The organism is Paenibacillus sp. 10L310 (genome assembly GCF_056395745.1).
Window position 1 is genome coordinate 85,062 of record NZ_JBFTKC010000017.1, and the last position, 24,599, is coordinate 109,660.

At 46.8% G+C, this 24,599-nt stretch carries 21 protein-coding genes; 9 read left to right on the top strand and 12 right to left on the bottom strand.

Annotated elements, in window-relative coordinates; genetic code table 11:
* Positions 1–20: 20 nt before the first annotated feature.
* Positions 21–1,376, top strand: coding sequence for an FAD-dependent oxidoreductase (locus tag AC1DE7_RS25765; protein WP_477535472.1), 1,356 nt, complete (start codon positions 21–23; stop codon positions 1,374–1,376).
* A 519-nt stretch (positions 1,377–1,895) separates the two neighbouring features.
* On the opposite strand, the gene AC1DE7_RS25770 is transcribed toward AC1DE7_RS25765, so the two are convergent.
* From AC1DE7_RS25770 to AC1DE7_RS25785, 4 genes are all read right to left on the bottom strand, one after another.
* A complete protein-coding gene (locus AC1DE7_RS25770; RefSeq protein ID WP_477535473.1) occupies positions 1,896–2,546 on the bottom strand; it encodes an amino acid ABC transporter permease in 651 nt (216 codons plus the stop codon).
* 111 nt (positions 2,547–2,657) lie between these two features.
* Positions 2,658–3,380: an amino acid ABC transporter permease gene (locus AC1DE7_RS25775; protein ID WP_036616642.1), complete on the bottom strand. Its 723-nt coding sequence runs from the start codon at positions 3,378–3,380 to the stop codon at positions 2,658–2,660.
* A 101-nt stretch (positions 3,381–3,481) separates the two neighbouring features.
* Entirely contained in the window at positions 3,482–4,312 is an 831-nt protein-coding gene (locus tag AC1DE7_RS25780; RefSeq protein ID WP_477535474.1) for a transporter substrate-binding domain-containing protein, read from the bottom strand.
* Positions 4,313–4,352: 40 nt separating this feature from the next.
* Positions 4,353–5,081, bottom strand: coding sequence for an amino acid ABC transporter ATP-binding protein (locus AC1DE7_RS25785; RefSeq protein ID WP_211084485.1), 729 nt, complete (start codon positions 5,079–5,081; stop codon positions 4,353–4,355).
* 480 nt (positions 5,082–5,561) lie between these two features.
* Between AC1DE7_RS25785 and AC1DE7_RS25790 the strand changes: the two genes are divergently transcribed.
* The gene (locus AC1DE7_RS25790; RefSeq protein WP_477535475.1) at positions 5,562–7,175 is read left to right on the top strand and encodes a glycoside hydrolase family 28 protein; all 1,614 of its coding nucleotides are present in this window, start codon (positions 5,562–5,564) and stop codon (positions 7,173–7,175) included.
* Positions 7,176–7,325: 150 nt separating this feature from the next.
* On the opposite strand, the gene AC1DE7_RS25795 is transcribed toward AC1DE7_RS25790, so the two are convergent.
* Positions 7,326–8,177, bottom strand: a complete 852-nt coding sequence (locus AC1DE7_RS25795) for an AraC family transcriptional regulator (protein WP_036616653.1) — start codon at positions 8,175–8,177, stop codon at positions 7,326–7,328.
* 257 nt (positions 8,178–8,434) lie between these two features.
* Between AC1DE7_RS25795 and AC1DE7_RS25800 the strand changes: the two genes are divergently transcribed.
* Positions 8,435–8,896 (top strand): cupin domain-containing protein, encoded by a 462-nt coding sequence (locus tag AC1DE7_RS25800; RefSeq protein ID WP_017691032.1) that lies wholly within the window; start codon positions 8,435–8,437, stop codon positions 8,894–8,896.
* A gap of 151 nt (positions 8,897–9,047) precedes the next feature.
* On the opposite strand, the gene AC1DE7_RS25805 is transcribed toward AC1DE7_RS25800, so the two are convergent.
* The 3 genes from AC1DE7_RS25805 to AC1DE7_RS25815 all read right to left on the bottom strand — a co-directional run bounded on the left by AC1DE7_RS25805 (position 9,048) and on the right by AC1DE7_RS25815 (position 11,517).
* A complete protein-coding gene (locus tag AC1DE7_RS25805) occupies positions 9,048–9,899 on the bottom strand; it encodes a DUF4179 domain-containing protein (RefSeq protein ID WP_477535476.1) in 852 nt (283 codons plus the stop codon).
* A complete protein-coding gene (locus AC1DE7_RS25810; protein WP_036673127.1) occupies positions 9,896–10,414 on the bottom strand; it encodes a sigma-70 family RNA polymerase sigma factor in 519 nt (172 codons plus the stop codon). Before AC1DE7_RS25810 ends, AC1DE7_RS25805 begins: the two co-directional genes overlap by 4 nt.
* A gap of 275 nt (positions 10,415–10,689) precedes the next feature.
* Positions 10,690–11,517 (bottom strand): aldo/keto reductase, encoded by an 828-nt coding sequence (locus AC1DE7_RS25815; protein WP_477535477.1) that lies wholly within the window; start codon positions 11,515–11,517, stop codon positions 10,690–10,692.
* Positions 11,518–11,850: 333 nt separating this feature from the next.
* Between AC1DE7_RS25815 and AC1DE7_RS25820 the strand changes: the two genes are divergently transcribed.
* Positions 11,851–13,107 carry a DUF445 domain-containing protein gene (locus AC1DE7_RS25820; RefSeq protein WP_477535478.1) on the top strand — a complete coding sequence of 419 codons (1,257 nt, stop codon included), beginning with the start codon at positions 11,851–11,853 and terminating at the stop codon, positions 13,105–13,107.
* An 85-nt stretch (positions 13,108–13,192) separates the two neighbouring features.
* Here the strand turns inward: AC1DE7_RS25820 and AC1DE7_RS25825 are convergent, their stop codons facing one another.
* The 4 genes from AC1DE7_RS25825 to AC1DE7_RS25840 are packed head-to-tail and all read right to left on the bottom strand — an operon-like array spanning position 13,193 to position 15,989.
* Complete coding sequence (locus AC1DE7_RS25825; protein ID WP_036616662.1) at positions 13,193–13,546, bottom strand: YxeA family protein; 354 nt, start codon at positions 13,544–13,546, stop codon at positions 13,193–13,195.
* Positions 13,547–13,575: 29 nt separating this feature from the next.
* Complete coding sequence (locus AC1DE7_RS25830; RefSeq protein ID WP_477535479.1) at positions 13,576–14,307, bottom strand: ABC transporter permease; 732 nt, start codon at positions 14,305–14,307, stop codon at positions 13,576–13,578.
* A gap of 12 nt (positions 14,308–14,319) precedes the next feature.
* Positions 14,320–15,069, bottom strand: coding sequence for an ABC transporter permease (locus AC1DE7_RS25835; RefSeq protein ID WP_282319592.1), 750 nt, complete (start codon positions 15,067–15,069; stop codon positions 14,320–14,322).
* Complete coding sequence (locus AC1DE7_RS25840) at positions 15,069–15,989, bottom strand: ABC transporter ATP-binding protein (protein WP_370511453.1); 921 nt, start codon at positions 15,987–15,989, stop codon at positions 15,069–15,071. The genes AC1DE7_RS25835 and AC1DE7_RS25840 overlap by 1 nt, the downstream gene beginning before the upstream one ends.
* A gap of 153 nt (positions 15,990–16,142) precedes the next feature.
* Between AC1DE7_RS25840 and AC1DE7_RS25845 the strand changes: the two genes are divergently transcribed.
* From AC1DE7_RS25845 to AC1DE7_RS25865, 5 genes are all read left to right on the top strand, one after another.
* On the top strand, positions 16,143–16,856 hold the full coding sequence (locus AC1DE7_RS25845; protein ID WP_477535480.1) for a response regulator transcription factor: 714 nt from the start codon (positions 16,143–16,145) through the stop codon (positions 16,854–16,856).
* Complete coding sequence (locus AC1DE7_RS25850; protein ID WP_076329727.1) at positions 16,856–18,238, top strand: sensor histidine kinase; 1,383 nt, start codon at positions 16,856–16,858, stop codon at positions 18,236–18,238. The genes AC1DE7_RS25845 and AC1DE7_RS25850 overlap by 1 nt, the downstream gene beginning before the upstream one ends.
* A gap of 276 nt (positions 18,239–18,514) precedes the next feature.
* Positions 18,515–18,697: a type A2 lanthipeptide gene (locus AC1DE7_RS25855; RefSeq protein WP_036616672.1), complete on the top strand. Its 183-nt coding sequence runs from the start codon at positions 18,515–18,517 to the stop codon at positions 18,695–18,697.
* 104 nt (positions 18,698–18,801) lie between these two features.
* Complete coding sequence (locus AC1DE7_RS25860) at positions 18,802–22,212, top strand: type 2 lanthipeptide synthetase LanM family protein (RefSeq protein WP_477535481.1); 3,411 nt, start codon at positions 18,802–18,804, stop codon at positions 22,210–22,212.
* Positions 22,205–24,421, top strand: a complete 2,217-nt coding sequence (locus AC1DE7_RS25865) for a peptidase domain-containing ABC transporter (protein WP_101314861.1) — start codon at positions 22,205–22,207, stop codon at positions 24,419–24,421. The genes AC1DE7_RS25860 and AC1DE7_RS25865 overlap by 8 nt, the downstream gene beginning before the upstream one ends.
* Positions 24,422–24,599 lie beyond the last annotated feature (178 nt).

Sequence of the window (24,599 nt, forward strand, 5' to 3'; positions counted from 1 at the left end):
AACGGAAGGAGGGACAACATTTGCGTGAACAGAAGAGCATCAAAAAGGAAGAAGCAGATGTCGTTATTGTGGGAGGGGGCCCTGCGGGTATAGCGGCAGCCATTGCGGCTGGACGACTGGGTATACGAACAGTGTTGGTGGAGCGATATGGATTCGTGGGCGGGATGTCAACTGCCGCTATGGTTTATCCCTGGATGACTTTCCATACGGAGCGCGGTGAGCAGGTTATTAAAGGTATTGCGCAGGAGATTGTAGATCGTTTGCAGGCACGTGGCGGCTCCCCGGGGCATCTGCGCGATACGGTTGGATTTGTGTATACCGTCACGCCGTACCATCCGGCCATCTTTCAGGTGGTTGCGGCAGAGATGTTGCGGGAGGCAGGTGTCCGGCTGTTATTGCACAGCTTTGTGGACGAGGTGGCCGTTGTAGATGATCGGGTGGAAGCGGTGCGAGTGACCAACAAGTCTGGAAGAATGGAATTCCAGGCGAATGTATTTGTGGATGCAAGCGGTGATGCGGATCTGGCTTATCTTGCGGGTGCTTCTGTGGCAAAGGGAAGAGACGGAGACCACCAGTCACAGCCGATGACCATGAAATTCCGCATGCGTGGTGTGGATCTTGGACGAGTGAAACAATACATGCTGGAGCACCCGGAGGATTTCTATGTGAAAACTCCTTTTGCTGAACTGGACAGCATTCCGTTAACCGGGGTGAGTGGTTTCTATTCCCAGTGGAAAAAAGCAGGTGTGTCGATTAATCGCGACCAGGTGTTGTTTTTTACCGGACCGGCAGAGGATGAAGTGCTGATTAATTGTACCCGGGTGCAGGGACTTGATGCGACAGATGCCGAGGATCTGACTTCTGCGGAACAGGAAGGCCGGAAGCAGGTGCTAATGATCGCTGAGTTTTTGCAGCGTGATGTGCCTGGATTCAAACGGGCTTCGATCTCGGCAGTAGCAACGCAGATTGGTATCCGTGAATCCAGGCGAATCATAGGTCATTACGCTTTGACCCAGGTGGATGTGGTTGCAGGACAAAAATTTGAAGATGTGATTGCCAGAAGTGGTTATCCGATTGATATTCATGACCCTTCGGGTCAAGGCGTTGTGGCTGCCTTTATAGAGGGAGATGGAGCATATGATATTCCGTATCGCTGTCTGATCTCTCGAAATATCCGCAATCTGCTGGCGGCAGGACGCTGCATCTCCACCACACATGAGGCGCATGCAACGACAAGGTTGACTCCAAGCTGTATGGCTACCGGGGAGGCCGCGGGAACAGCGGCTGCACTCACAGTGAAGATGAAGCTGGACCCGGTGGAACTGCCGATCGCGCTGTTACAGGCGGAATTACGTCGCAACGGAGCAGCGATCTAGCGGATGAGCTGATTGTGGACGAATTGGGCGAATCGGGTGAATCATTAATAGTGGGAGTGGGTGTTTATTTAATTCGCGGTGGTGGCGTAAGTTTTAACGAACCTGAGGCGTCTAATTTCGGGATATAAGCTGAAATGAAAAATGTAACGAATCTCAGTGAAGTTATTTTACTCAAAACCCTGCAATAGGGGGTAAAAGTGGGGTGAATCGGAAGAATAGAGCGTCTACGATTCGTTAGATTAGAAACTATCCCCAAAATAGCTAAATAAGCTTCCCTCAGTTCGTTAGAAATTGGTGGGAAGCTTGTGAATTGATGAGCATAACTGTAGCCCCAAAGACTCCAAATCCACTGCATAGCATAGGTGAATTTAGAGTTTTTGGGGCGTTCTCATTCTTTTCATCTATTAGGTTCTTTCCTTCAAGTTCATTTCTTCATATCTGATCAATCAGGGGGTCTCGGTTCCTTGATGTTCCTAGTTGTTCCTTCATTTTTCTTTCATGCCTTATTCTCTCCGATTATCAATTCATCCGTGCCTCAAGTCGCCTTGCGACAATGGACAGCGCGTAGTTGATGACAAAATACAATGCGGCTGCAAGCAGCAGGGCCGGGATAATGTAATCGAAACTTTGACCGCCAAGGATCTGCACGTTGTGCATCAGCTCCGGCAGAGAGATGATGATCGCCAGTGAAGTATCCTTCAGGAGTGAGATGAATTGGCTTACCATCGGCGGGGACATGCGGCGTAGCGCCTGTGGCATGATGATGCCACCGAGAGTCTGCATGTAACTCAGGCCCGAGGAGCGGGCAGCTTCCACCTGACCGCGCTCAACAGACTTCAGACCGCTACGGACGATCTCAGCGATCATCGTGCCTTCAAACAGACTCAGTCCAACAACTGTGGACCAGAAGACGGACATTTTAATCCCGAGCTGTGGAAGTACCATGTGGATGAAGAAAATGATGAGCAACAGCGGCAGATTTCGGATCGTGTCCACGATCACTGCCACGATCTGTGACAGAACAGGGATACGGGTAAACCGGATCGTACCCAGCACAGTGCCGAGCACAAAGCTGAATATAATGGATAGCCCTGCTACCTGCAGGGTAATCAGGAATCCTTGAAGCAGGAAACGAAGGTTGGGCCACGCATAGGCCCCGCTAAAGTCCATATTTTATTAGCCTCCTTCTGTGTGCAGGAATGGAATATCGAAGATCAATAGATGGGGCATGGACAAGCCAATATATCTCCCTAAAAATCTGCGCAGGTACAAGTCAATCTGTTACATGGTAACCTGACCTGCCGGTTTGTTCTTTTTCGGTTTGCCTTTGGTGCTGCGCGCTTCTGCATCGCTCTGTCCAAACCTGCGCTCCATATAATGCACCAGGAAGCTAAGTGGTAGTGTCAGCACCAGATAGAACAGCGCAACAATGGTGTACACACTTAGCGGTTGGAACGTATCCGAGTTAACTAGGTCGGCAAAATACATAAGATCCATACCGGCGACAACGGCAAGAATGGATGAGTTTTTGACCAAATTGATGAACTGGTTGCCGATGGACGGCAGTACAATCTTGATGGCCTGGGGCAGAATGATCAGGTTCATGGCCTGTACATAGGACAAGCCGGAAGACCTTGCTGCTTCCAGTTGTCCACGCGGCACGGTCTGAATGCCCGCTCGGATCGCTTCGGCAATGAAAGCGGCGGTGTAGATGGTCAGACCCAGAGTACCGGAGACAAACCCATCCAGCGAGATGCCTAGTGCAGGCAGTCCAAGATAGAAGAAAAACACAACCAGCAGCAATGGGATGTTTCGGATAAATTCCACAAAAGCCGTGCCGATCCAGTTCAGCGGTTTCACAGGGGATATCCGAAAGATAGCCAGGATCGCGCCAAGGATAAAGCTGCCAATGAGAGCCATAATGCTCACTTGAATCGTATTCAGGAACCCTTCCAGAAAACGATCCGAGTGTCGCATCAGTACGCTGAAATCCAATGTGCCCATATAGGCGAAGCCTCCGTTCTCCAGATGTAGAAACGGCGATTACGTCTGCTCATGCTTCGCATCCAGCAGACGAATTCGCCGCTTACCTATCTTAATTCGGGTTACTCGGGCTTGGAGCCGAGCCATTTCTCATGTAATGTGTCATATTCCCCGCTGTCTTTCATGCTTTTGAGCAGCGTGTTGACTTCCTCCACGAAGGCAGTGTCACCTTTGCGAATGGCCATACCATAAGGTTCGCTTGTGAAATTGCCACCAACCAATTGGAAGCTGTTATCCGTCTGTTGCATACCGATGAGGATGATGTTATCTGTGGTCAGCGCTTCGCCTTTACCTGCTTTGAGAGCAGTGAATGCATCCTGATAGTTATCGAATTCAAGCACCTCAGCATCCGGGGCTTTCTCGCGAATGTTCTGAGCGGATGTGGAGCCTTTCACCGCGAGTACTTTCACCCCGCTGAGGCTTTCCAGGCCGGTAATCGCACTGTCGTTTTTCACCAGCAGGGATTGGCCTGCCTCGAAATAAACATCACTGAAATCTACCTGTTCCTTACGCTCATCCGTAATTGTCATCGTGGCGATGATGATGTCGATGTCTCCATTTTGCAGCATGGGAATACGTGTCTTGGAAGTGACCTCTTTCAGTTCGACCTTGGTCTCATCTCCAAGGATTTGTTTGGCGAGTGCTTTGGCGATATCAATATCGAATCCTTCAACGTTGCCACTTGCGGGATCTTTCAAGCCAAACAGCTTCGTATCGTATTTCACACCGGCGATGAGCTTGCCGCGTTCCTTAATCCGCTCAATCGTGCCTTTCGCCACAGCATCGCCACCACCGCTCGCTGAAGGTGTATCTGTACCTGTGCTACAACCTGACAATACAAGGGAGAGAATGAGGACAAGCATAAATGATGGCCATTTCAATAATTTCTTCATGAATAAAAGACCCCTTTCAAAATGGAATAGTGGATTATTCTCAATGATGAATCAGACGGCTCAGGAATTGCTGTGCTCGTTCTTCTCTGGGGTTGTCAAAAAATTCAGTAGCGTTGGCCTCTTCTACAATTCGGCCTTCGTCCATGAAGATGACCCGGTCCGCAACTTCACGGGCGAATCCCATCTCATGGGTAACGACGACCATGGTCATGCCATTATGGGCAAGGGAACGCATAACATCGAGGACTTCCCCGATCATCTCGGGATCGAGAGCAGAGGTAGGTTCGTCAAAAAGCATGATTTTGGGCTCCATGGCGAGTCCTCTGGCGATGGCTACCCTTTGTTGCTGTCCACCGGACAACTGGGAGGGATAACTGTCTGCTTTGTCGGCAATGCCCACTCGGGTCAGATACTTCATTGCTGTTGCGGCTGCTTGTTCTTTGGGTTGTTTGCGCACCTTCATGGGTGCAAGGGTAATGTTATCGATGACTTTTTTGTGAGGATAAAGATTGAAGTGTTGAAATACCATGCCGATGTCACGGCGGAAGAGGTTAATGTCCACCTTTTTCTGATGTAGAGGAATCCCACTGACGACAAGTTCACCTTCGGTAATGGTCTCCAGGCGGTTAATACAGCGGAGTAACGTGCTTTTGCCGGAGCCGGAAGGTCCGATAATGACGACGACTTCTCCTTCTTCAATGTGAAGATGGATATCCTTGAGGACATGAAAATGACCGAAATGTTTCTGGACACCCCTAAATTCAATCAAGAGTACACCCCATCCTTTCTGCAACGTCTGTGTGTAAAAGGAATAATAAGGAATAAATTGAAACTAGTTATTTAATCATACATAGTCATCCTGCTTATGGCAATTGGTTTGTGATAAAACATGACATAAGTAATGGGTTCCCTAGGGCTATAGCCAGAAAATATGTTATATATCTGTCATGTTATTAAATGCCTTGTGACGAATCCTGACAGAAAAATGAATCTATTCTCCTAGTTTCTTTCCAACCTTTGGAATAGTTGTATAGAGTATACTGAAAGTGATGTTTGATTTATGACTCTGATTAACAAAACAAATAGCATCAAGTTCCACGTGTACATGGCAAAAAAGCTCAACCCTACACGTCATGCCATTGATATGATGGAGCGAGAGAGCGTCCGTTTGAACGTAAGTAAGGAAAGTAAAAGCGATGTATTGATCCCATAACAATTCCATTACATGTAGAGAGGATGATTCTGCACGATGAATACATATCACTCCCCAATGTCGACAGGAGCAAGTGCCCAGTCCGATGTTCGAGCTTATGAAGCTAATTTGCCCGTCATTCCTGCTCAGGATTTTCAGCTTACAGACTATGGAGCTGTTGGAGACGGCGTAACAGATAATACGGAGATGTTCCGACTTGCCATCGCTTCATGTGCTGAAGCAGGAGGTGGGAGAATCGTAATTCCTGCCGGGGTATGGCTCACAGGTCCGATTGTAATGCGTAGCCGGATCGAACTACATGTGGAAGCAGGGGCACTGGTTACGTTTAGCCGAGATTTTGATCAATACCCATTAATTGCATCAAGCTTCGAAGGATGGCAGGTGGTCCGTTGCCAATCCCCGATCGATGGTGATCAACTGGAGGATATTGCGATTACTGGTGAGGGGATATGGGATGGGGGCGGGGAGGCATGGCGTCCGGTGAAACGCTCCAAAATGACCACTTCACAATGGAACCAATTGGTCGCTTCCGGTGGTGTTGTAGAGCAATCCGGCGGAGATGAAGAAATCTGGTGGCCTACCGCAGCTGCACTTGAGGGTGGCACCATCGCGAATCGATTGCATCAGGAGCAGGTGCGTGATGTCGCTGCCTATGAAGAAGTCAGAGACTTTTTACGTCCCAACATGGTCAGTTTACGGAGATGCAAACGGGTACTGCTGGACGGTCCAACGTTTCAGAACTCGCCTGCATGGAATCTGCACCCCTGGGCATCTGAGCATGTCACCATTCGTAACGTGAGTGTGCGGAATCCGTGGTTTTCTCAGAATGGAGATGGGCTGGACGTTGAATCCTGCCGTCATGTGGTGGTGGAGAATAGTGTATTCGATGTCGGTGATGATGCGATCTGTCTGAAATCAGGCAAGGATGCCGAAGGCCGTGAACTGGGTCTTCCATCGGAGTACATCACCATTCGGGATTGCACGGTGTATCACGGTCATGGCGGGTTTGTAATTGGCAGTGAAATGTCCGGTGGAGTGCGGCATGTGCGTGTGTCGGATTGTACGTTTATCGGAACGGACATTGGACTTCGCTTCAAAAGCGCACGTGGGCGCGGCGGAGTGGTTGAGGACATTCAGATTGAGCGCATATATATGAAAGATATCATTATGGAAGCGATCTCGTTTTCCTTTTTCTATGCAAATCAGGAAGGGTCTGCCCGGGGCAGTGATCTATCTCAGGAGATTAGCGAAGAGACGCCAGTGTTCCGAGATATTCGAATATCGGATGTGATCTGTGCGGGTGCCGACACTGCGTTGCTTGTGAGTGGATTGCCGGAACAGCCTTTGGATGGGGTGATCATCCAGCGTTACAACGTGCAAGCTCGCAGTGGTATCCAATGTGCTCATGCGAAACATCTGCATATCGCTGAATTGCAAGCGCAGATCACCGAAGGTCCATTGGTTCATTTGCACCAGTGCAAAGGGGCGGAGCTAGAGAGCATTCAGGGAAAAGGTGCGGATGGCCGACTTCTGATGGTGACCGGACACGAGTCCGCAGGCATTGTATGTCGTGAAGGCGATGCAGACACAGACGGTCGTCAGATCTCTGTGGGTCCCGAGGTACGAAGTGGTGTGATCATTCGCAGATAAAAAGTATGTAGTAGGGTTATACAATTTGGTCCAATTCAGCCGTAGTGGTGCAGCCATGATCCAGTAATCGTGATGCCTTTTGATATAAGGAATGCGTAATCTCTGGAGCGAGGCTACCCACTCGGCTTTTATATGAAGTTATCTGATGATCTACCGGTGTTCCTTACGATAGCGCAGCGGTGTTGTACCGGTAACCTGTTTGAATGTTTTGTTAAAATGAGCCGTATGTTCAAATCCTACCTTCTCAGCGATCATCTGGACACGCTCTTGTGTGGACAGTAATCTTCGTTGTGCTTCCCGGACACGAACAACCCGCAAATATTCGCTAAATCGAAACCCGGTAAACCGGCTGAACATTCGGCTCAGATAGGATGGACTGATATAAAAACGATTGGCTGCACCCTCCAGTGTAAGTGGTTCGGTATAGTTTTTATTCACATAAGTGACAATTTCACTGATTTTGTCCTGCATTGGATGCAAGGGACCGGGGCATGACTGCCGGATGTCCTCCTCTACCCGATGAATACGGATCAAAAGTTGGGCAAGCAGACTTCTTACGGCGATCTCATAGTGAGGGCGTCGCTCTTTGCATTCTTGCAGCATCTGCCACAATATACGCTCCATCTCGGGCTGTTCCGCTTCAGGCAGGCGAAGGAGTCTTGAACAATTAAAAGGCAGCAGACCACATATGCCAAGTTCCATCCCCGTTGCAAAAGCAGGAGAAAAACCGATTAATATCCGTTCGAAGCCGGGAATACTTCCTTTGGAGGTGGTATGTACATCGTGTGGATTAATCAGAATGAAATCACCCTTGCGGGCGGACAGAATCTGACCATTCATGGAATACACTCGTTCACCTTCAAGTAAGTAATACAGTTCGTAGAATGGATGAGCGTGAGGTTGTGGCATACCATTCCCATCATGTCTGCGCATATGTTCAATGGTAAATGAATGTTCACCGATTCGGTATTTGGGTCCAATCCGGTCTTCTATGAGACTCATGGTATAGCTCCCCTCTGCTTCACGGATTAACAACGATATCCATATCATAACGGAACATCCATCTTTTTGTAAACGCTATCATTGGAAATGAAATATTTCTTTAATCCTATCGTTAAATACCGAGAGAATGAATTCGGCATGGTACTTATGTGCTGTCAAGGTGACAAAACTTGAATGATGTTTTAGAGTAGGGGGAGAGAGGCGAAACTCTGGTTAAGGAGTGCCTTCAATATGATTTGGAAGGAAGGAAACAGGTTATGACGACACATGAATTATCGCCATTGGTTGCTGCGCTCAATATGCAACCTCACGTTGAAGGCGGTTGGTATAAGGAAGAATGGAAGGCGTCTTATCAGATTCCACAGTCCGTTCTGCCGGATACATACTCCGGTCCACGATTCTCGGCAAGTTCCACGTATTTCCTGCTGCACGCACATGAAATCTCCGAGTGGCATACGGTTCTGTCCGATGAACTTTGGCTGTGGCACAGCGGCAGTCCAGTTGAACTGAAGCTGGGTGGCAATGGGGAGAACCCGGAGAACGAGGAAGTTCTTGTTCTGGGGATGGATATTGCTGCGGGGCAATCACCACAGGTGCTCGTTCCTGCCGGCGTATGGCAGACAGCGCGTCCGCTGGGCGATGAGCCTGTACTGGTAACTTGCGTAGTAGCGCCAGGTTTCCACTTTGATGATTTCAAGCTTGTATCCAAAAGCGAATAGGTTTTGATATGTGAAAATCCCGATCCGAGATGCTCAGGGCATCCGAATCGGGATTTTTTTGGATTGAGCGTATAAAGTATGCTGAGGTCTATGCCTAGTTCAGGGATAGATCATTCCCTTTTGAATAAGCATCACTTTTGGCAATGACTATTCACTTCGGATTCTCGTTACTCATCCAGCTGTCCACATAAAACTCCTCATGATAATCCGGTTGCTGAGCGAGTTCTTTGAGCTTCTGTTCAGCTTCTTCAGCGGTAAGATATTCTCCAATAACTGCTGTAAACTCACCAGTGGACGTTTTGAGGAAAGAAATGTCCTCATCCGGATAGGATTCTTTAATTATACCCATCGATTCTCCAAAAGGCATTGATTCTGTGCGGAGAGAGTATACCTTCCGAGGTGTGACCGATTTGCCGTCGGAAGTCAGTTTCACTTCCAGGTATCCAGGATTCTTGAATTCCGTTACGGCATACTGTACCCCTTCTTTTAAAACAACTACGAATCCGACGGAAGAGTCGTCTAAAATCATGGAACCATAAACATCTTTCACTAAAGGCTGGGTCATGAAGTCGGCTTTGACTTTCTTTATATCCATGTAACGTGCACCGCTAAAAGTGAAGAGGATACGATTCGGTGCTTCTTTGTGTACCACATTATAATGGGGCGCATCATTAGTCTGATTTTGATCGTCGGTGCTAAAATTGATTTTAAGCGTATTTTCGGTTGCTTCCGATCCCACAGTTACTCCATCTGTAACTTTGCCTCCATCGCCAAATTGCAACACCTGAACAATAGATCCAACCACAGGTATTTTGGACATGGCGTTTGCTACGGAAGGGATGTTCACCACGAAGAGAAAAGCAGCACATGCCGCTATGACTGAGGCATAACGAATCATTCGAGATGAATTCTTGCGAGCAGTGGCTCTTTTCTGTGCATGATGAATAACTTCAGTAAGTTGAGCAGGGATTTCAATATTTTCGTAACGATCTTTTCCTGTCATACGTTCTCAACCTCTCCTTCAATTAAATCCATTTTTAATTTGTTGATAATCCGATAGAATTTTGACTTAACGGTATTCTCCGACAGGGAGAGCACTTCAGCGATCTCCCGGAAACGCATATTACCAAAGAACTTTAATATAATATAGGCTCTATCTTCGGGCACGAGTCGATCCAGTGCGTCATACAGATCCATTTTCTCTTCCACGGACGCCCCTCGCTCTGGAGCCACAAACTCCTGCACATGATCCTCCATATAGGTCACTCGCTGGTTACGTCGAATATGATCTATCGCTGTGTTAATCACAATTCGTGACATCCAGGAATCAAAATAAGTCATGGACTCCATCTTTCCATAAGCGATGTACCCTTTATAGACCGCTTCGGATACGATATCCAGCGCTTCTTGTTCATTTTTAACATAGCAGTATGCTAGTCGATATAATTTATTTTGAATCTCTGTTATTTTTTCGCTGAACTGTTCTTCTTTTGTCTTTCTATGGTTCAGTCTAATCACTCCTGATCCCCCCTGATCAACCTAAATATTCAAGTCACCGCTCGTTCCAGGCCTGGTTTCTATAGAAGTGCTTGAGTTCGCTTGACACTCGTTAGACTGGTGAGGAGAAGAAATAGTTCTAAACGGTCAAAAAAATTTTTTTTCTTTTGGCCCTGAAGAGGATAACGAACCTCGCCTCCATTCTTAACATAGAATAATTTGCCTATAACATCACATGCCAAAACACCCGCTCTTCTAAGATCGAAGGCGGGTGTAATCGAATTAATTTGCTTATATTAGAAGTTAAAGTTGTCTGGATCAGAACCAAATCGTTTATTCTCGTTCAGACTGTTAATCTGCTCTATTTCTTCCGAAGTTAACTCAAAATCATAGAGATCAGCATTTGCGTGAATACGCTCAGGCGTAACGGATTTTGGTATGGTCACGATGCCGTTCTGCAGATCCCAGCGCAGAATTACTTGTGTGGGGGACTTGCTGTATTTGGCGGCGATATCCTTCAGCAACGGATGATCCATCAGATGACCTTGTCCGAGCGGAGACCAGGCTTCGATCTGAATCTGATGTTTGTTGCAGTACTCACGAAGCTCTGACTGAATCAATAGTGGGTGAAGCTCCACCTGATTAACTGCTGGTTTGATCGTGGCATCGATCATCAAGTCTTCCAGATGGTGAATCTGGAAGTTGCTCACACCGATCGCGCGGATGCGTCCTTCTTTATGGAGTTTCTCCAGCGCTCGCCATGTGTCTTTGTACTTGCCCTTAACCGGCCAGTGGATAAGATAGAGATCCAGGTACTCCAGTTCGAGTCGTTCCATGCTTGCTTCGAAGGCAGCCAGCGTGGATTCATATCCCTGATCACTATTCCATACTTTAGTGGTAATGAACAGATCCTCACGAGCTACTCCAGATTCACGAATACCCTGAGCGACACCTGTTTCGTTGTTATACGCTTTGGCAGTGTCGATGCTGCGATAACCAGCTTGAATGGCTGTTTTGACAGCATGAACGACTTCGTCTCCGTCTTTAACTTTGAATACCCCAAAACCCAGCCATGGCATTTTGACTCCGTTATAGAGCGTGGTTGTGTCCTGCACGTGTTTCATGGTCCGAAATTCCTCCTCTTATTGATTCATTGTTCCACTATGTAATTACCCTGCTGTTCAGCAGCCAATCGATATCGAAGGGCCGTCTTGAATCATTATACTAAAATCTGTCTGGTCTTGGAAAAGGGAGTGATCCATTTTACGAAGTAAACGCCGCTATTATCTTTTTTCTTCAACCAGAGGTTTGGTTTTGACGCTTGTGGGTGATAAGATGAAGTATACGAAATATGGAAGTCAAGACTTTGTAATTGGAGAGTTTACATAAGAACAGACGAAGTACGGAATCGGGTTTAGACCAGACCGTACGATTAACGATAAAGGAGCAAGAATATAATGGCTAAACCTAAACAAACCAAAAAAGCAGCTGCCTGGTCTCTCGTGGTAATGGGAGCAGGATTTGCTGCATCCTTGCCGTTCCAGGGCGTTCCGGTTGGCAAGTTGCTGGTAGGATCATTTGAAGCGGGACTCGTGGGTGGACTTGCGGACTGGTTCGCAGTTACTGCATTATTCCGTCACCCGCTCGGCATTCCAATTCCGCATACGGCATTGCTGCCGAAAAATCGGGATAAAATGACGGAAGGTCTGGTCTCCGCAGTAGAGAATAACTTGCTCAACAAAGACAGCATTACCGAGAAAATTGCAGATTTCAAAGCAGCAGAGACGGTGCTCGATACGTTGACACGTGAGCTTCACAGTGACGGGATCAAGATCATGATTGATACGCTCTGCAAACGAATTCTGGCTGGTCTGCCGTTAGAGCAGATTGCTCCGCTCGTGGCACGTGAGATCAAGTCACAAGCGGGCGCCTTTGATCTGGGTCCGATTCTGGAACGGGCTGCCCATCAGATGACAGAGCGGGGTTACGACGCCAAAGCGCTGGACTACGGACTGAAGCAAGCCGAGGAGTGGCTGGTTAAACCCGAGACGATCATGTTTTTGGGTGAAAGCGGCATGAAAGCCATCAGCGGCATTCAGATGAACGGATTGATGCAGTTTGCGATGAATGCGTTCCTGGGTTATATGAACGAGGAGCGTCTGGGTGGCATTTTGCAAGGGTATCTCTTCGATCGGGTAGAGGATATGAAACGTGAAGGCAGTGCTCTAAGATACAAGGTGCTTGATATGGTACGTACCCAGACGGTGCGTCTGGCAATGAGTGAGGCTATGCAAGATGGAATCAACAGTTGGAAGAACAATATGTTGGAGGGCTGGAACGCAGAGCAAACGGTGCTGAACAAACTCACCGAACTGAGAGACAAGGCGCTCGCCGCGATGGAAGATGGACAGTATGTAGATACGTATGCACTGCCTGCCATTGAGCGGGTATTGGTTGATCTGCGGGCAGATGACGCGTTGATGACAGGCATGAATGCCAAGATCGTAAATGGCGTAACAACACTGCTGGAGAAAAATCATTCCAAAATCGGTAAACTGGTACGAGAAAATGTGGACAAAATGGACAATGCCACTTTGGTTTCGATGATTGAGGATAAGGTTGGACAGGATCTGCAATGGATTCGGATCAACGGAGCCGTTACCGGATTTGTTATCGGGATTGCGCTGACTGCGCTGCAGATGGCATTGGCATAACCTAAAAGAGCCACCCTTGAAGTAATGGGGCAAGGCTCTTTTTGTTATGCAAATATCAATGGAGATATAGATACGCATCTTTTTTCTATTTAGAGGTTAACTGCTTGGCTTGCCCCGGCAGATCGTCCGCTGTGACCTCTTCCCAGTGTGTAACACCACGCAGCGTGGATACATATAGTTTCAGATAGGCCCCATTTTTGAGTAGCTTACTGGTGGAGAAGCTTAGTGTTTTTGATTTTCCTTCGTCTGTATAGCCGATCAGTTCATAAGCATATCTGCCATTGTCATCCTTGTTGACTGTAGTCTGATTCACAGTGGTATAGTAGGTTGTTTTGCCGGCAGGGTTATCGGGAGTCAATTTAGCAGGGTCCATGAAGAAGAGCCACAGGCAAGTCAGAATAACGAGTACCAATGCGAGAATAGTGAATGCTTTTTTCATGTTCTTGTCCTCCTTTGATCTCGGTAAATTTAGGACGATGCGATGTCTTTATATTTCAGGCGGCGGATCGACCAGGTAGCAAACAGAAGGATAAAGAGACTGTTCATGAAAAGAAAGACGATATTCTCCGAGGATTTCAGTCCCTTTTGACTCAGAACGCCCATGCCTATAGTTAACAAGGAGTAGGGGAATAACATGCCGATTTTCAGCACATACATGCCTAGTCCCAGAAAGACTGCACAAAGGCTGATGCCAATTGGCGTCGCAAAGCTTCTTATCCGGATCGACAACCCTAGTTGCAGTGCAGCAATAGAGATAGCGGCAAACCATCCTCGCAGGCTCCATACGACGGTCTCCATCGGGAACGGACCCGGAATGACGAACAGTTTGCCTGCTGCCCAGTACATGAGCATGAAGAAGGCTTGAGCCGAGAAGATCAATATGCCAACAATGACCAACTTGGCAACAAATAGGCTGGTGACTGACACAGGAGAAGCCAGAATCATATTCCAGTTGCGATTGCTGTGTTCCAGGCGGCATACAAAGGCACAACAGATAGCGATCAGGATGGGCAGGAAGAATTCTCCGTAAAACAAACTGACCTGTGTCCACAGGCTGTACCACCCGTTTTGTAAAGCCGCTTGATTGAAATAAAAGTTAAAGCATCCGATAAGCAGACTGATAATAGGCAGAATGGCCAGTACCAGGCTGATCCGGGAATGCCGAAGTTTAAGCCATTCTGCGGAAATGCTCCTCAGCATGTGTTCCCCTCCTCAAATCTCTTGTCTTGAAGCATGAATATTCCCTGCAAAATAGAAGATGGCAGCCATCAACAAGGCGGCTAAGAAAAGACCGACAGGCAGCATACCCGATACATAGGTACCCGAAGATGCGCTGTAAATATAAGTGACTGGATTCAGATCCATGTAGTAAGACCAGATGAAAAGGTGACGTACACCTGCTGGAAACAACCCCGATGTTGTTCCGATGAATCCGCCCAGCATACCCAGACATAACGCAAAAGCCTGATTGCGTACTGTAAGAGACAACCATTGCTGAAGAGCGGTGATGGCGAGTGTAGTTAGCATTGTGCCTATAGCGAACTGCACAAGCAGGGAAAGTGGCAGCGGACCGGAAATATTTTTGGATAAACCGAAACCGACAATGAACACAGCTTGCGCAAGGATACCATAAAGGATCAGGCTGTTCGCACATATGTATTTGGCTGTGTAGACATGATTACGTCCGGTGTTGGTCGTCATTAGCATCTTCCAGGTGTTCCCCTTATGCTCCATATCACAGATGCGGGATACAACGATAGCCGATATAATGGGCAGAAACAGACCGTTCATGGAAGCGATGCTGAAGATCAAGGCTTCCCAGCTCGCATTGGCTGCACTTCGGGAGATGGAGATACTCATGGACATGGAGGCCCAAATCATCTCAGCGGCCAGAAAAAGAGATAGCATGACCCAGATCTTTTTGCGGCGGATTTTAAAATACTCTAGGGATAGAGCTTTCATTACAGGCTCCGCTCCTTTCCGGTCAGATCCAGGAATATACCTTCCAGACTTTTCTTGTATTCCTCGATACGAATCACAGGAATATCGTGTTGTACCAGCACTTTATTCATCTGCGAGACTTCTTCGTCACGAAGGTAGTCGAACACCAGTTGTTTGCCCTGGACTGTAGGCATGTAGCCTTGAGTCAAAAGGATTTTTTCCGCCCTTGCCGTATCCGTCGTCTGAAAACGTATGGTAGCCTTGTTATTGGCCTGAAGACTCTGCATGCTTCCCTGAAACAGAAGTTTGCCATCACTGATAATGCCGACTGAGGTAGCAATCTGTTCGATCTCTGATAACAGGTGGCTTGATAGCAGGACTGTTATGCCGTATTGACCTGGAAGGGACTTGATCAATTCCCTGATCTCACCGATCCCGGACGGATCAAGTCCGTTCGTAGGTTCATCCAGAATAAGCAGGCTTGGAAAGGCAAGCAGGGCCATGGCAATACCGAGTCTTTGCTTCATCCCCAGCGAATACTGATCGGCCTGTTTATGTTTTTGATTTTCAAGTCGAACAATTTTGAGAGCTTCATCAATATTTTTATTCGGTACGTTCCGTAGTCGCTGCATGACTTTCATATTCTCAAGTCCAGTCAAGTGGCCGTAATAAGATGGAGATTCGATCAGTGAACCTGTCTGATTCAGAATGGAAGGGCGATGTTTATTCAGATCTTTGCCAAACACCTTTACAGTGCCTTCGGTAGGTTTGATCAAACCCAACAGCATTTTTAATGTGGTTGTTTTGCCTGCTCCGTTAGGACCCAGGAAGCCAAAAATCTGTCCCGTCTCAACTGCCAGATTGACCTGATGTACGCGGTTAGTACCGCCATAAGATTTGGACAGGTTATGCGTTTCCACGATGGGGGAACTGTTTATCATTGATCTCAACTCCATTTCACTAATGTCTCTGTTGCTCTAAATATAGATCAGGCTTCTTGCTCGTAGCTGAAGATAACCTTACAATTACCTTAAATGGAAATGGAAAATATCGGATGAATGCCTTTATGATGTATAATAAAAAGGGTGATATCAATGGAATTATTGAAGAATAAGAAAATATTGATCGTAGATGATGAGCCCGAAATACGGGAAATGATTGAACGTTTTTTACGGAAAGAAGGTTTTTTTCGGATCTATACGGCTGCTAACTTCGTGAATGCCTTGGCGGTATGCAGACTTGAAAAGCCGGATGCAGCTATTCTGGATGTGATGCTTCCGGATGGAGATGGGTTCTCTCTGCTCTCTTCGATCCGGTCATTCTCGGACATGCCTGTTCTGTTCCTGTCTGCACGTGGTGAAGATGAGGATCGACTGCTCGGTCTGGGGCTTGGAGCAGATGATTATATGGTCAAGCCCTTTCTGCCAAGAGAGTTGATTCTCCGGCTTATGGCTATTCTGAAGCGGGTATATGCTTCCAATACGGTGGAGAGATTGCCTGTATTTCGTTTGGGTGGACAAACCATTGATCTGGAGAGCGCTGTTGTACAGAGGACAGACAGGGAGCTTCCATTGACAGCTAAGGAGCATGCCATACTGATCAAGTTGTATGAGAATCAGGGCCGAATTGTAACCAGTGATGCCCTGTGTCAAGCCGTCTGGGGAGACGAGAGTTATGGGTATGAGAATACCCTGATGGTGCATGTTCGGCGAATCCGGGAGAAGATTGAGGAAGATCCATCCAAACCGATATTTCTGCTGACGGTACGGGGACTTGGTTATAAATTGATGGTTCAGGAGTCTAGGTAATGGATGGCGTTGTTCGAATTCTAAGAAGGTTCGTCGGATCAACCATTCTGGTATCTGTGGTGCTATTACTATTCAATCTGATTCTGCTAGGTTCGCTGATCTTCAAGGAAATTCATGAAGGGCCTTCCCCTGGTGCGGTTGTGAAGCAGATGGCTAGTGGCCTGAGCAAGGGAGAGCAGGGGGAATATGCGCTGGACAGCGATGGAATGCAATTGCTGGATACATATCAGGCTTGGGCTATGCTGCTTGATCCCCAGGGCAAGGTACAGTGGAGCGAACAGCTTCCGGCTGAAATCCCGCGCTCTTATAACGTGACGGATGTTGCGAAGTTCTCCCGATATTATCTTATGGAATACCCAGTGTATGTGTGGGAGCGTAACGACGGATTATTGGTCGTAGGCTACCCCAAGAATACGTACGGAAAATACCAGTTCGACTTTTTGGCAGAGTGGCTTAAGTCATTACCTGTTCGGATCATCCTATTATTGGTGTGTAATGTGGCTCTTGCTCTTCTGGTATCCGTATTAATTGGAACACGGGTAATCCGTAGTATTCGACCGTTGATCAATGGCATTCATGCGCTGGCAAAGGAAGAGCCTGTTCATGTCGAGACCAAGGGTATATTTAATGATCTGTCTCAAAGCATCAATTCAACATCTCGCATGCTTCAGGATAAGGATGATGCTCTTAAAGCGAGAGATGAAGCTCGATCCAACTGGATCGCAGGCATTTCTCACGATATACGGACGCCATTGTCCATGATTCTGGGTTACGCGAGCGAGTTGGAAGAGCAAGTGGATTTGCCAGCTGAGCAAAAACAGCAGGCATCCATTATTCGTCGCCAGGGTGAACGTCTGCGGTCACTGGTCAGTGATCTGAATTTGGTGTCCATGCTGGAGTATGAGATGCAGCCCTTGCAGTTGAAGTCGATTCGACTCTCTGTTCTGGCAAGACAGGTCGTGTCAGATTTTTTGAACAATGGCCTGGATGAACGTTATCCGATCTCGCTTCATGTTCAGGACGAAAGTCTTCAGGTTATGGGGGATGAGCGATTACTATATCGTGCAGTAACGAACCTGATACATAACAGTATCAGGCATAACCCGGATGGATGTGCAATTGTGCTGGAAACGAGCCGTTCAGCGGAGGATTTATGTTGTGAGTTTGTGGTATCTGATGATGGGATAGGAATTCCAAAAGAGTATCTGGACGATGTGGTGGTACTCCCTTATGCCGCAGGACGTGTACGGCCCTCCCGCCAGGGACATGGCTTGGGGCTTCCAATGGTATCAAGGATTGCAAAGGCTCATCGGGGAAGGCTTATTCTCACGAGTGACAGTGGGGAAGGGTTTAGAGCTGTATTGCAGTTGCCTGCTACTTAGAAAAACACCTGCCTTGGACAGGTGTTTAAAACTTTATACATGTAACAACGAACTATCGCAATTTTGTCATCGTCATAGTAAAAGTAATGTTTCTTGTCAAAATGACGCGAAAATCCAAAGAATGGATTTACAAAAAATAGCAAATCGTGCTAGGATGAATATAGTAAATAATTACATAAATTAAATATTTTGGGATTGTAAAGACTTGAATTCAACCTTGGTGTTTAGCTTTTTATAAGCTATACATATAAAAAAAATTGAATGGAGGTTTTTTCAATGAAACAATTCAATCTCGAAGCATTGGGAGCAATCGAGGACATCAGTGATGATGAGCTGATGGTCATTACAGGTGCGGTATCTGTAATTGATGTTGAAGCAAGCGGCGGTGTATTCTGTACGGTGAGTCATGAATGTCATTATAATTCGGTTTCACCTTCTTCTTGGCTGACTTGTTGTTAATTTTTACTCTTATCTTCGGGCACATAGCTGATTTCAGTTATGTGCTTGATTTTGTTATATGAGGTTTTGGGCACGAACCATCCAATAGAAGGGGAGATAAAACGATGAACATACAGGAGCGGTTACATGACTCCCGGTGGAGTGATGCACTCTACTTAACGGAGAAATACAAGCAGTTTGTGCAGCGATATGCTGCCCAAGTTCCCAATGATCTCTTATTTAGCGAGGAAATTGCTGTTGATATAAATGAAAAAAATATAACTGCTGACGTTCAGCATGGGGACATGCCTGTGGAGCACACTTCCGAGTCGGAAAGGATGCAGAAATGGCTTGAAAAGTTTTTTCAGGACCAGGAGCTATTGTCCAATCGCTTCCGGGCTGAATCCATGAATATGGAGACGGTGCAGGCTATGTTTAACGATACAGGCTTCATGTACGACTTTGTGCAGATGCCTTGGCATCAGGAACTCTGCAGCACATTTCTGGAGAATGAGCATTTGGAGATCGAATATTTTATTGAGGGGAATACGGAAGAAATCCCGTTCTTTGAGTTTTCTAGACCCTTCCTGCAACGATCCATTCAGATCATGACGGACGGCTTGAATGATGGATATGAATGGCTGGACAAACGACGTGTTACTGGGCTTGTTCTGAAGACCGTCTCGGATAAAGTGTTCCACATGTCTGCCAAGACACTAATCTATGAATTAAATAAAGCGAGATTGCAAGATGAATTGAGAGGTGAGGATTCCCGGCAGCGGTATCTGCACTTTGTGAACCAGAACATGCAGTCCAGAGATCAGATTCTCTCCTTACTACTGGAATATCCTGTTCTTGCACGAGGACTTGTCGAGCACACTCTTCGGATCAGTCTGAATATGATGCGTGTTCTGGAGCGGCTGACAAGAGATCATCGTGAACTGGAATCTTTTTTTGATTTCAAGCTGGATAAGCTGGAGGATATCGTATTTCTCGGGGATTCCCATAACGGTGGAGCTAGTGTATTGCGGTTGGCATTTGCCGAAGGGGTCAATGTCATGTACAAACCTAGGAACATGGCCATCGACACCGCTTTTGCCAGTCTGTTGCAATGGTTTAACGATCAGCGAATAGGATTACCCTTCCGTATTGCCAAATCGCTGGATCGCACCGAATATGGCTGGCAGCAATTCATTCCCTATGAGGAAGTCACCAGTCTGGAGGGAGCGGAACGCTTTTTTGAACGGCAGGGGCAGTATCTCGCTATTTTGTATGCCGTTAATGCAACAGACATGCATATGGAGAACATTGTTGCTCAGGGCGAGCATCCCTTCTTCGTCGATCTGGAATCACTGTTGCATAATCAACCTTTCAAATATGAGGAGGAGAAGGCACACTATACAGCACTGGAGAAGACCCTTTCGATATTGAATGATTCCGTGTTAAAAACGAGCATGTTACCAACGTTGGATTCCAACGCTTTGTATCACAGTGATCTGAGCGGACTTGCAGGGGATGTGGATCAGGTACTCAATACGTATGAGATTCATGATAAAAACACCGATACCATGAGAATCCAACGAAGCAAGGTGAGTGTGAGTCGATTTAGTCATTTGCCTTCATATGAACATACACCCATTAAACCTGAGCGATATATCCAAAGTTTGAAGGAGGGTTTCTATCGCATATACAGTGCTATTATGGAGCAAAAGGAGTCATTTATCTCAACAGTCCGCAATGACTTCCATGGTTGTGCTGTACGTACCATTGTTCGTCCGACCGTTACGTATTTTACGCTGATTGAAGCCAGTTCCCATCCGAAATATCTCAGAGACGGGTTGGATAAGAATATGTTGTTCGACATGATGTGGATGATTGTGCGGCAGGATCGTGATCGTGAAAAACTGGTGAGATATGAGTGCCATGATCTATTGCACGGCGATGTACCCATGTTCCAGACGTTTATCGGTGAGCAAATGTTGTTCCACCACTACGACAACCAAGCGATTAACGGCGTGTTTTCCTCCGATATTTTAACGCAGACCGCGGATAAAGTGCGGGCGATGAATCCCAAAGACATGGATATGCAATGGGAGTTTACCGAGCGTACAATCCAGACTAAATATGTCCTGGAACGCTCATTCGCCATGGAGAAAAGCACGGAAAGCGTCCGACCGGAAATATTGAATGAACATCAAATACACATGACCAAAGAAGAATATTTGCAAGAAGCCGTGAGGATTGGGGAGTACATAAAAGATATTGCTATTATGGGAGATGAAGGTCTTTCGGTGTCATGGATCAGTATGGGTATGGATGCAGACGAGAAGCTGATCTACAAATCTTCCGAGTTGGGGTTATATAACGGGGTAACCGGTATTGCCTATTTCTATCTGTATCTGAGTCAGGAGACAGGTGACCACAAATATATGCAGATGGTTAATCTGTGCATTCAGACTGCCTGGGAAATGATTCGCAAAAGCATCGACAAAAACATCTCATTGTTCACTGGCTACGGGTCGCTTCTCTATCTGCTGGTGCATAAAGCTAACGTATGTTCCGAGCCGGGGATCAACCCGGATACGCTGGAATTACTCGATATCTTGGACGATATGATTGATAGTGATCAGCAATTGGATGTGATCTCAGGTTGTGCGGGCACATTGATGGCATGTGTGGACATGTATACGAGCTTCCAATCGCAAAAAGCGCTGGATGTGGCTGTGCGATGCGCAGACCGATTGCTGGATCTTGCCCAGCCGATGGATCAAGGTATGGCTTGGGTGACGTCAGCGATCAATAAAACGCCACTTAGCGGTATTGCACATGGCAACGCAGGTATCTGTCTGAGTCTGGCTCGTCTATACAGTGCTACAGGCAACAAAGCCTATCTTGAAACTTGTATGGAAGGACTGAAGTATGAGGAAGCCCTCTACAGCCCTGAAGTAAACAATTGGAAAGATCTGCGGTTCACCGATGGCAACATGCCGGAAGAACACTATGTTATGTACTGGTGTAATGGCGCACCCGGTCTAGGGATCGCCCGCGTAGGGATAGCGCAGCAATTGAGGTCATTGGGAGCTATGGATACGATAGAGACAGATATCCGCAGGGCGTTAGCCAAGACGATGGAAGAAGGGTTTACAGAAGTTAGCTATTCGCTCTGCCATGGGGATATGGGCAATCTGGAGCTGTTCCTTCTCGCAGCCGATTACTTGCAGGATGAAGAGTTGAAGGAGTTCTCGGTTCAGATGGCAAATTACATTGTGACACAGGTGAGACGTGATAACCATCATTGGAGATGCGGCATTCCGGGTCGTCAGCAAATCCCAGGACTGATGCTAGGGCTTGCCGGAATTGGATATCAATTGCTCCGACTGTACAATCGTGACCTGCCTTCAGTACTGATGATGGAAGGACCAAAGGGCAAGGGGATAAGGGATATGGCTCAGACATACGCTATGGAAACGGCGTCCGCTCAGCAGCAGATGACTACTATGGAGCAGTCATCCCATATGGGGCAGCATCATGCCTGAACGGCCTGTATTCCGTCTGCGCCGGAAGAGACAACGTAAAATCCCTGTCAAACTGCAAATGAATCAATATGATTGTGGTCCCAGTTGCTTGCACATGTTACTCGCATATCATGGCTATGAAGCTGATTTCACCGATCTGAGGGAACGTTTTGCAATGCTGGGAAACGGCAGGGATGGTAGCTCCATGCTCAAAATGAAAGAGGTTGCTCAGACCTATCACTTGAAAGGGATAGCCAAAAAAGCGCCTGTTGAATCACTTAACAATGATTTTCTGCCAGTCATTTGTTTCTGGGAGGACAATCATTTTGTCGTGCTTGAGCGGATCAAGACGAGTGGGCACTTCATTATTGTTGATCCGGCTTTGGGAAGGCTGGTTATCAGTACGCAGGAGTTTGCGGAGAAATATTCAGGTATTTTTTTGCTCGTATATCCGGATGAGGGCTTTGTACCCTTGTCCGAGAAAAAGATTAGTAAAGTGGCGTACTTCAAGGATTTGATTCGCAGTAACAAAAAATATTTTGGTTGGACCGTTCTACTTGCTCTGGGGCTGCAATTGGTTTCGGTGGCCTTTCCGTTCTTGATGCAGGTTTCGATTGATGCGGCCACTAGCGGTGATGGCTACTCGTTATTTCCTGTCCTGATCACCAGCATTGTGCTGTTAACCCTATTTCAGATCGGTTTCAGTTATATGAAGGATATGTGCATCGTACGGCTTCAGGAATTGCTGGATTCCCAACTGACGACAAACTTTGTCTCTCATATGCTCAAACTGCCTTATCAATATTTTGAAATTCGTTCGCGCGGGGATTTGATGCTGCGGATTAATAGCAATACGACCATTCGAGAGATTTTGTCCCAGAAGATGATCTCTACGCTGATCAATCTATTTTTAATTGTTGTGACCTTCACGTACATTGTAATCCAGTCCCGTTTGATCGCTTTTACACTGCTTGGTGTTGGACTGGTTCAAATTCTTGTTTTTGTATACACACGTAGCAGATTCAAGAAACTGACACAGACCCAAATTGTTGCCCAAAGTTTGGCTGGATCATTCATGACGGAAGTGTTGGAAGGCATCTCGACCATCAAATCACTTGGGATTGAAGAGCGTACCGGGGAAAAATGGAGAGCACTATTCATGCGTCAGCTCGCAACGGTCAAGGAAAAAGCTATTTTTCAGACAAGAGTAAATACCGTGACGAATACGCTGAGTTTTATGACTCCGATGCTCATTCTGCTGGTGGGACTATATCAGATTATGCAGGGGAATATGACACTTGGTATGCTCGTTTCATTCCAGTCCCTGGCCGCGCTGTTTCTGGGGCCGCTGAACTCGCTTGCTTTGATGCTGAACGAGTTCGTGATGGCGGATGCGCTACTGGATCGAATCTATGATGTCATTCAAGCCGAGGAAAGTAATAAATTCAAGAAGAAAACACCGACCCTCCGAGATGTAAAGCTGAATGGGGATATTACAATTGATCAGGTCAGTTTCAGGTATACCGACTACGGGGAAGATGTGCTGAAAAATATTAATATTACGATTAAAGCAGGGCAAAGGGTCGCTCTGGTTGGCAAATCAGGCTCAGGAAAGAGTACCTTGGCGAAATTGCTGGTAGGGCTGTATACGCCCACACAGGGTAATATCTATTTTGACGGCGTGGTTGTAGAAGAACTGGAGCAGCAGGATATTCGCAGCCAGATCAGTATCGTGCTTCAGGATAACTTTGTGTTTAACAACACCGTGTATGACAACATCAGGCTACATGCAGAGGGTTCAACGCTGGAGGATGTAATGTTCGCAGCGAAGCTGGCGGATATTCATGACGATATTGAGAAGATGCCAATGAAGTATAACACACTGATCTCTGAAGCGGGTTCGAATCTGTCTGGAGGGCAGAAGCAACGTGTCGCTCTCGCGCGAGCATTGGTAAGCAGACCCAAAGTTCTTCTGTTGGATGAGGCAACTAGTGCTTTGGATACTGTTACAGAAGCGACGATTGCCCATAATCTGAATATGTTGAAATGCACCCAGATTATCATTGCTCACAGACTCAGTACCATTCGAAGCGCGGACACCATATATGTACTGGATCAGGGTGTACTCGTGGATGCTGGAACACATGATGAATTGATTGGACGATGTAAATCCTACAATGATCTCGTGTGTGAACAACTGGACGAAACCGGGGCCAGACAGTATGGATGAGGCTAGTGAGGATGATGTTGACGGAAGACAAAAGGCGTTCTTTTCTACACAATATGTGTTGAAGAGAATGCCTTTTTGTTATATATGGAAAATCCGAGAAGCTAAACTGATGCAAAATTCAGGAAATCGGGTAATATACACGCGAACACGCGTATGAATCATATTAGGAAGAAAGATA

What these genes read in the sequence shown, in the direction of transcription:
- AC1DE7_RS25820 (WP_477535478.1), top strand. Translation starts at nt 11,851, where the DNA reads ATGGCTAAACCTAAACAAACCAAAAAAGCAGCTGCCTGGTCTCTCGTG.
- AC1DE7_RS25815 (WP_477535477.1), bottom strand. Translation starts at nt 11,517, where the DNA reads ATGAAACACGTGCAGGACACAACCACGCTCTATAACGGAGTCAAAATG.
- AC1DE7_RS25840 (WP_370511453.1), bottom strand. Translation starts at nt 15,989, where the DNA reads ATGATAAACAGTTCCCCCATCGTGGAAACGCATAACCTGTCCAAATCT.
- AC1DE7_RS25865 (WP_101314861.1), top strand. Translation starts at nt 22,205, where the DNA reads ATGCCTGAACGGCCTGTATTCCGTCTGCGCCGGAAGAGACAACGTAAA.
- AC1DE7_RS25830 (WP_477535479.1), bottom strand. Translation starts at nt 14,307, where the DNA reads ATGCTGAGGAGCATTTCCGCAGAATGGCTTAAACTTCGGCATTCCCGG.
- AC1DE7_RS25845 (WP_477535480.1), top strand. Translation starts at nt 16,143, where the DNA reads ATGGAATTATTGAAGAATAAGAAAATATTGATCGTAGATGATGAGCCC.
- AC1DE7_RS25800 (WP_017691032.1), top strand. Translation starts at nt 8,435, where the DNA reads ATGACGACACATGAATTATCGCCATTGGTTGCTGCGCTCAATATGCAA.
- AC1DE7_RS25790 (WP_477535475.1), top strand. Translation starts at nt 5,562, where the DNA reads ATGAATACATATCACTCCCCAATGTCGACAGGAGCAAGTGCCCAGTCC.
- AC1DE7_RS25770 (WP_477535473.1), bottom strand. Translation starts at nt 2,546, where the DNA reads ATGGACTTTAGCGGGGCCTATGCGTGGCCCAACCTTCGTTTCCTGCTT.
- AC1DE7_RS25805 (WP_477535476.1), bottom strand. Translation starts at nt 9,899, where the DNA reads ATGACAGGAAAAGATCGTTACGAAAATATTGAAATCCCTGCTCAACTT.
- AC1DE7_RS25780 (WP_477535474.1), bottom strand. Translation starts at nt 4,312, where the DNA reads ATGAAGAAATTATTGAAATGGCCATCATTTATGCTTGTCCTCATTCTC.
- AC1DE7_RS25835 (WP_282319592.1), bottom strand. Translation starts at nt 15,069, where the DNA reads ATGAAAGCTCTATCCCTAGAGTATTTTAAAATCCGCCGCAAAAAGATC.
- AC1DE7_RS25775 (WP_036616642.1), bottom strand. Translation starts at nt 3,380, where the DNA reads ATGGGCACATTGGATTTCAGCGTACTGATGCGACACTCGGATCGTTTT.
- AC1DE7_RS25850 (WP_076329727.1), top strand. Translation starts at nt 16,856, where the DNA reads ATGGATGGCGTTGTTCGAATTCTAAGAAGGTTCGTCGGATCAACCATT.
- AC1DE7_RS25855 (WP_036616672.1), top strand. Translation starts at nt 18,515, where the DNA reads ATGAAACAATTCAATCTCGAAGCATTGGGAGCAATCGAGGACATCAGT.
- AC1DE7_RS25825 (WP_036616662.1), bottom strand. Translation starts at nt 13,546, where the DNA reads ATGAAAAAAGCATTCACTATTCTCGCATTGGTACTCGTTATTCTGACT.
- AC1DE7_RS25795 (WP_036616653.1), bottom strand. Translation starts at nt 8,177, where the DNA reads ATGAGTCTCATAGAAGACCGGATTGGACCCAAATACCGAATCGGTGAA.
- AC1DE7_RS25860 (WP_477535481.1), top strand. Translation starts at nt 18,802, where the DNA reads ATGAACATACAGGAGCGGTTACATGACTCCCGGTGGAGTGATGCACTC.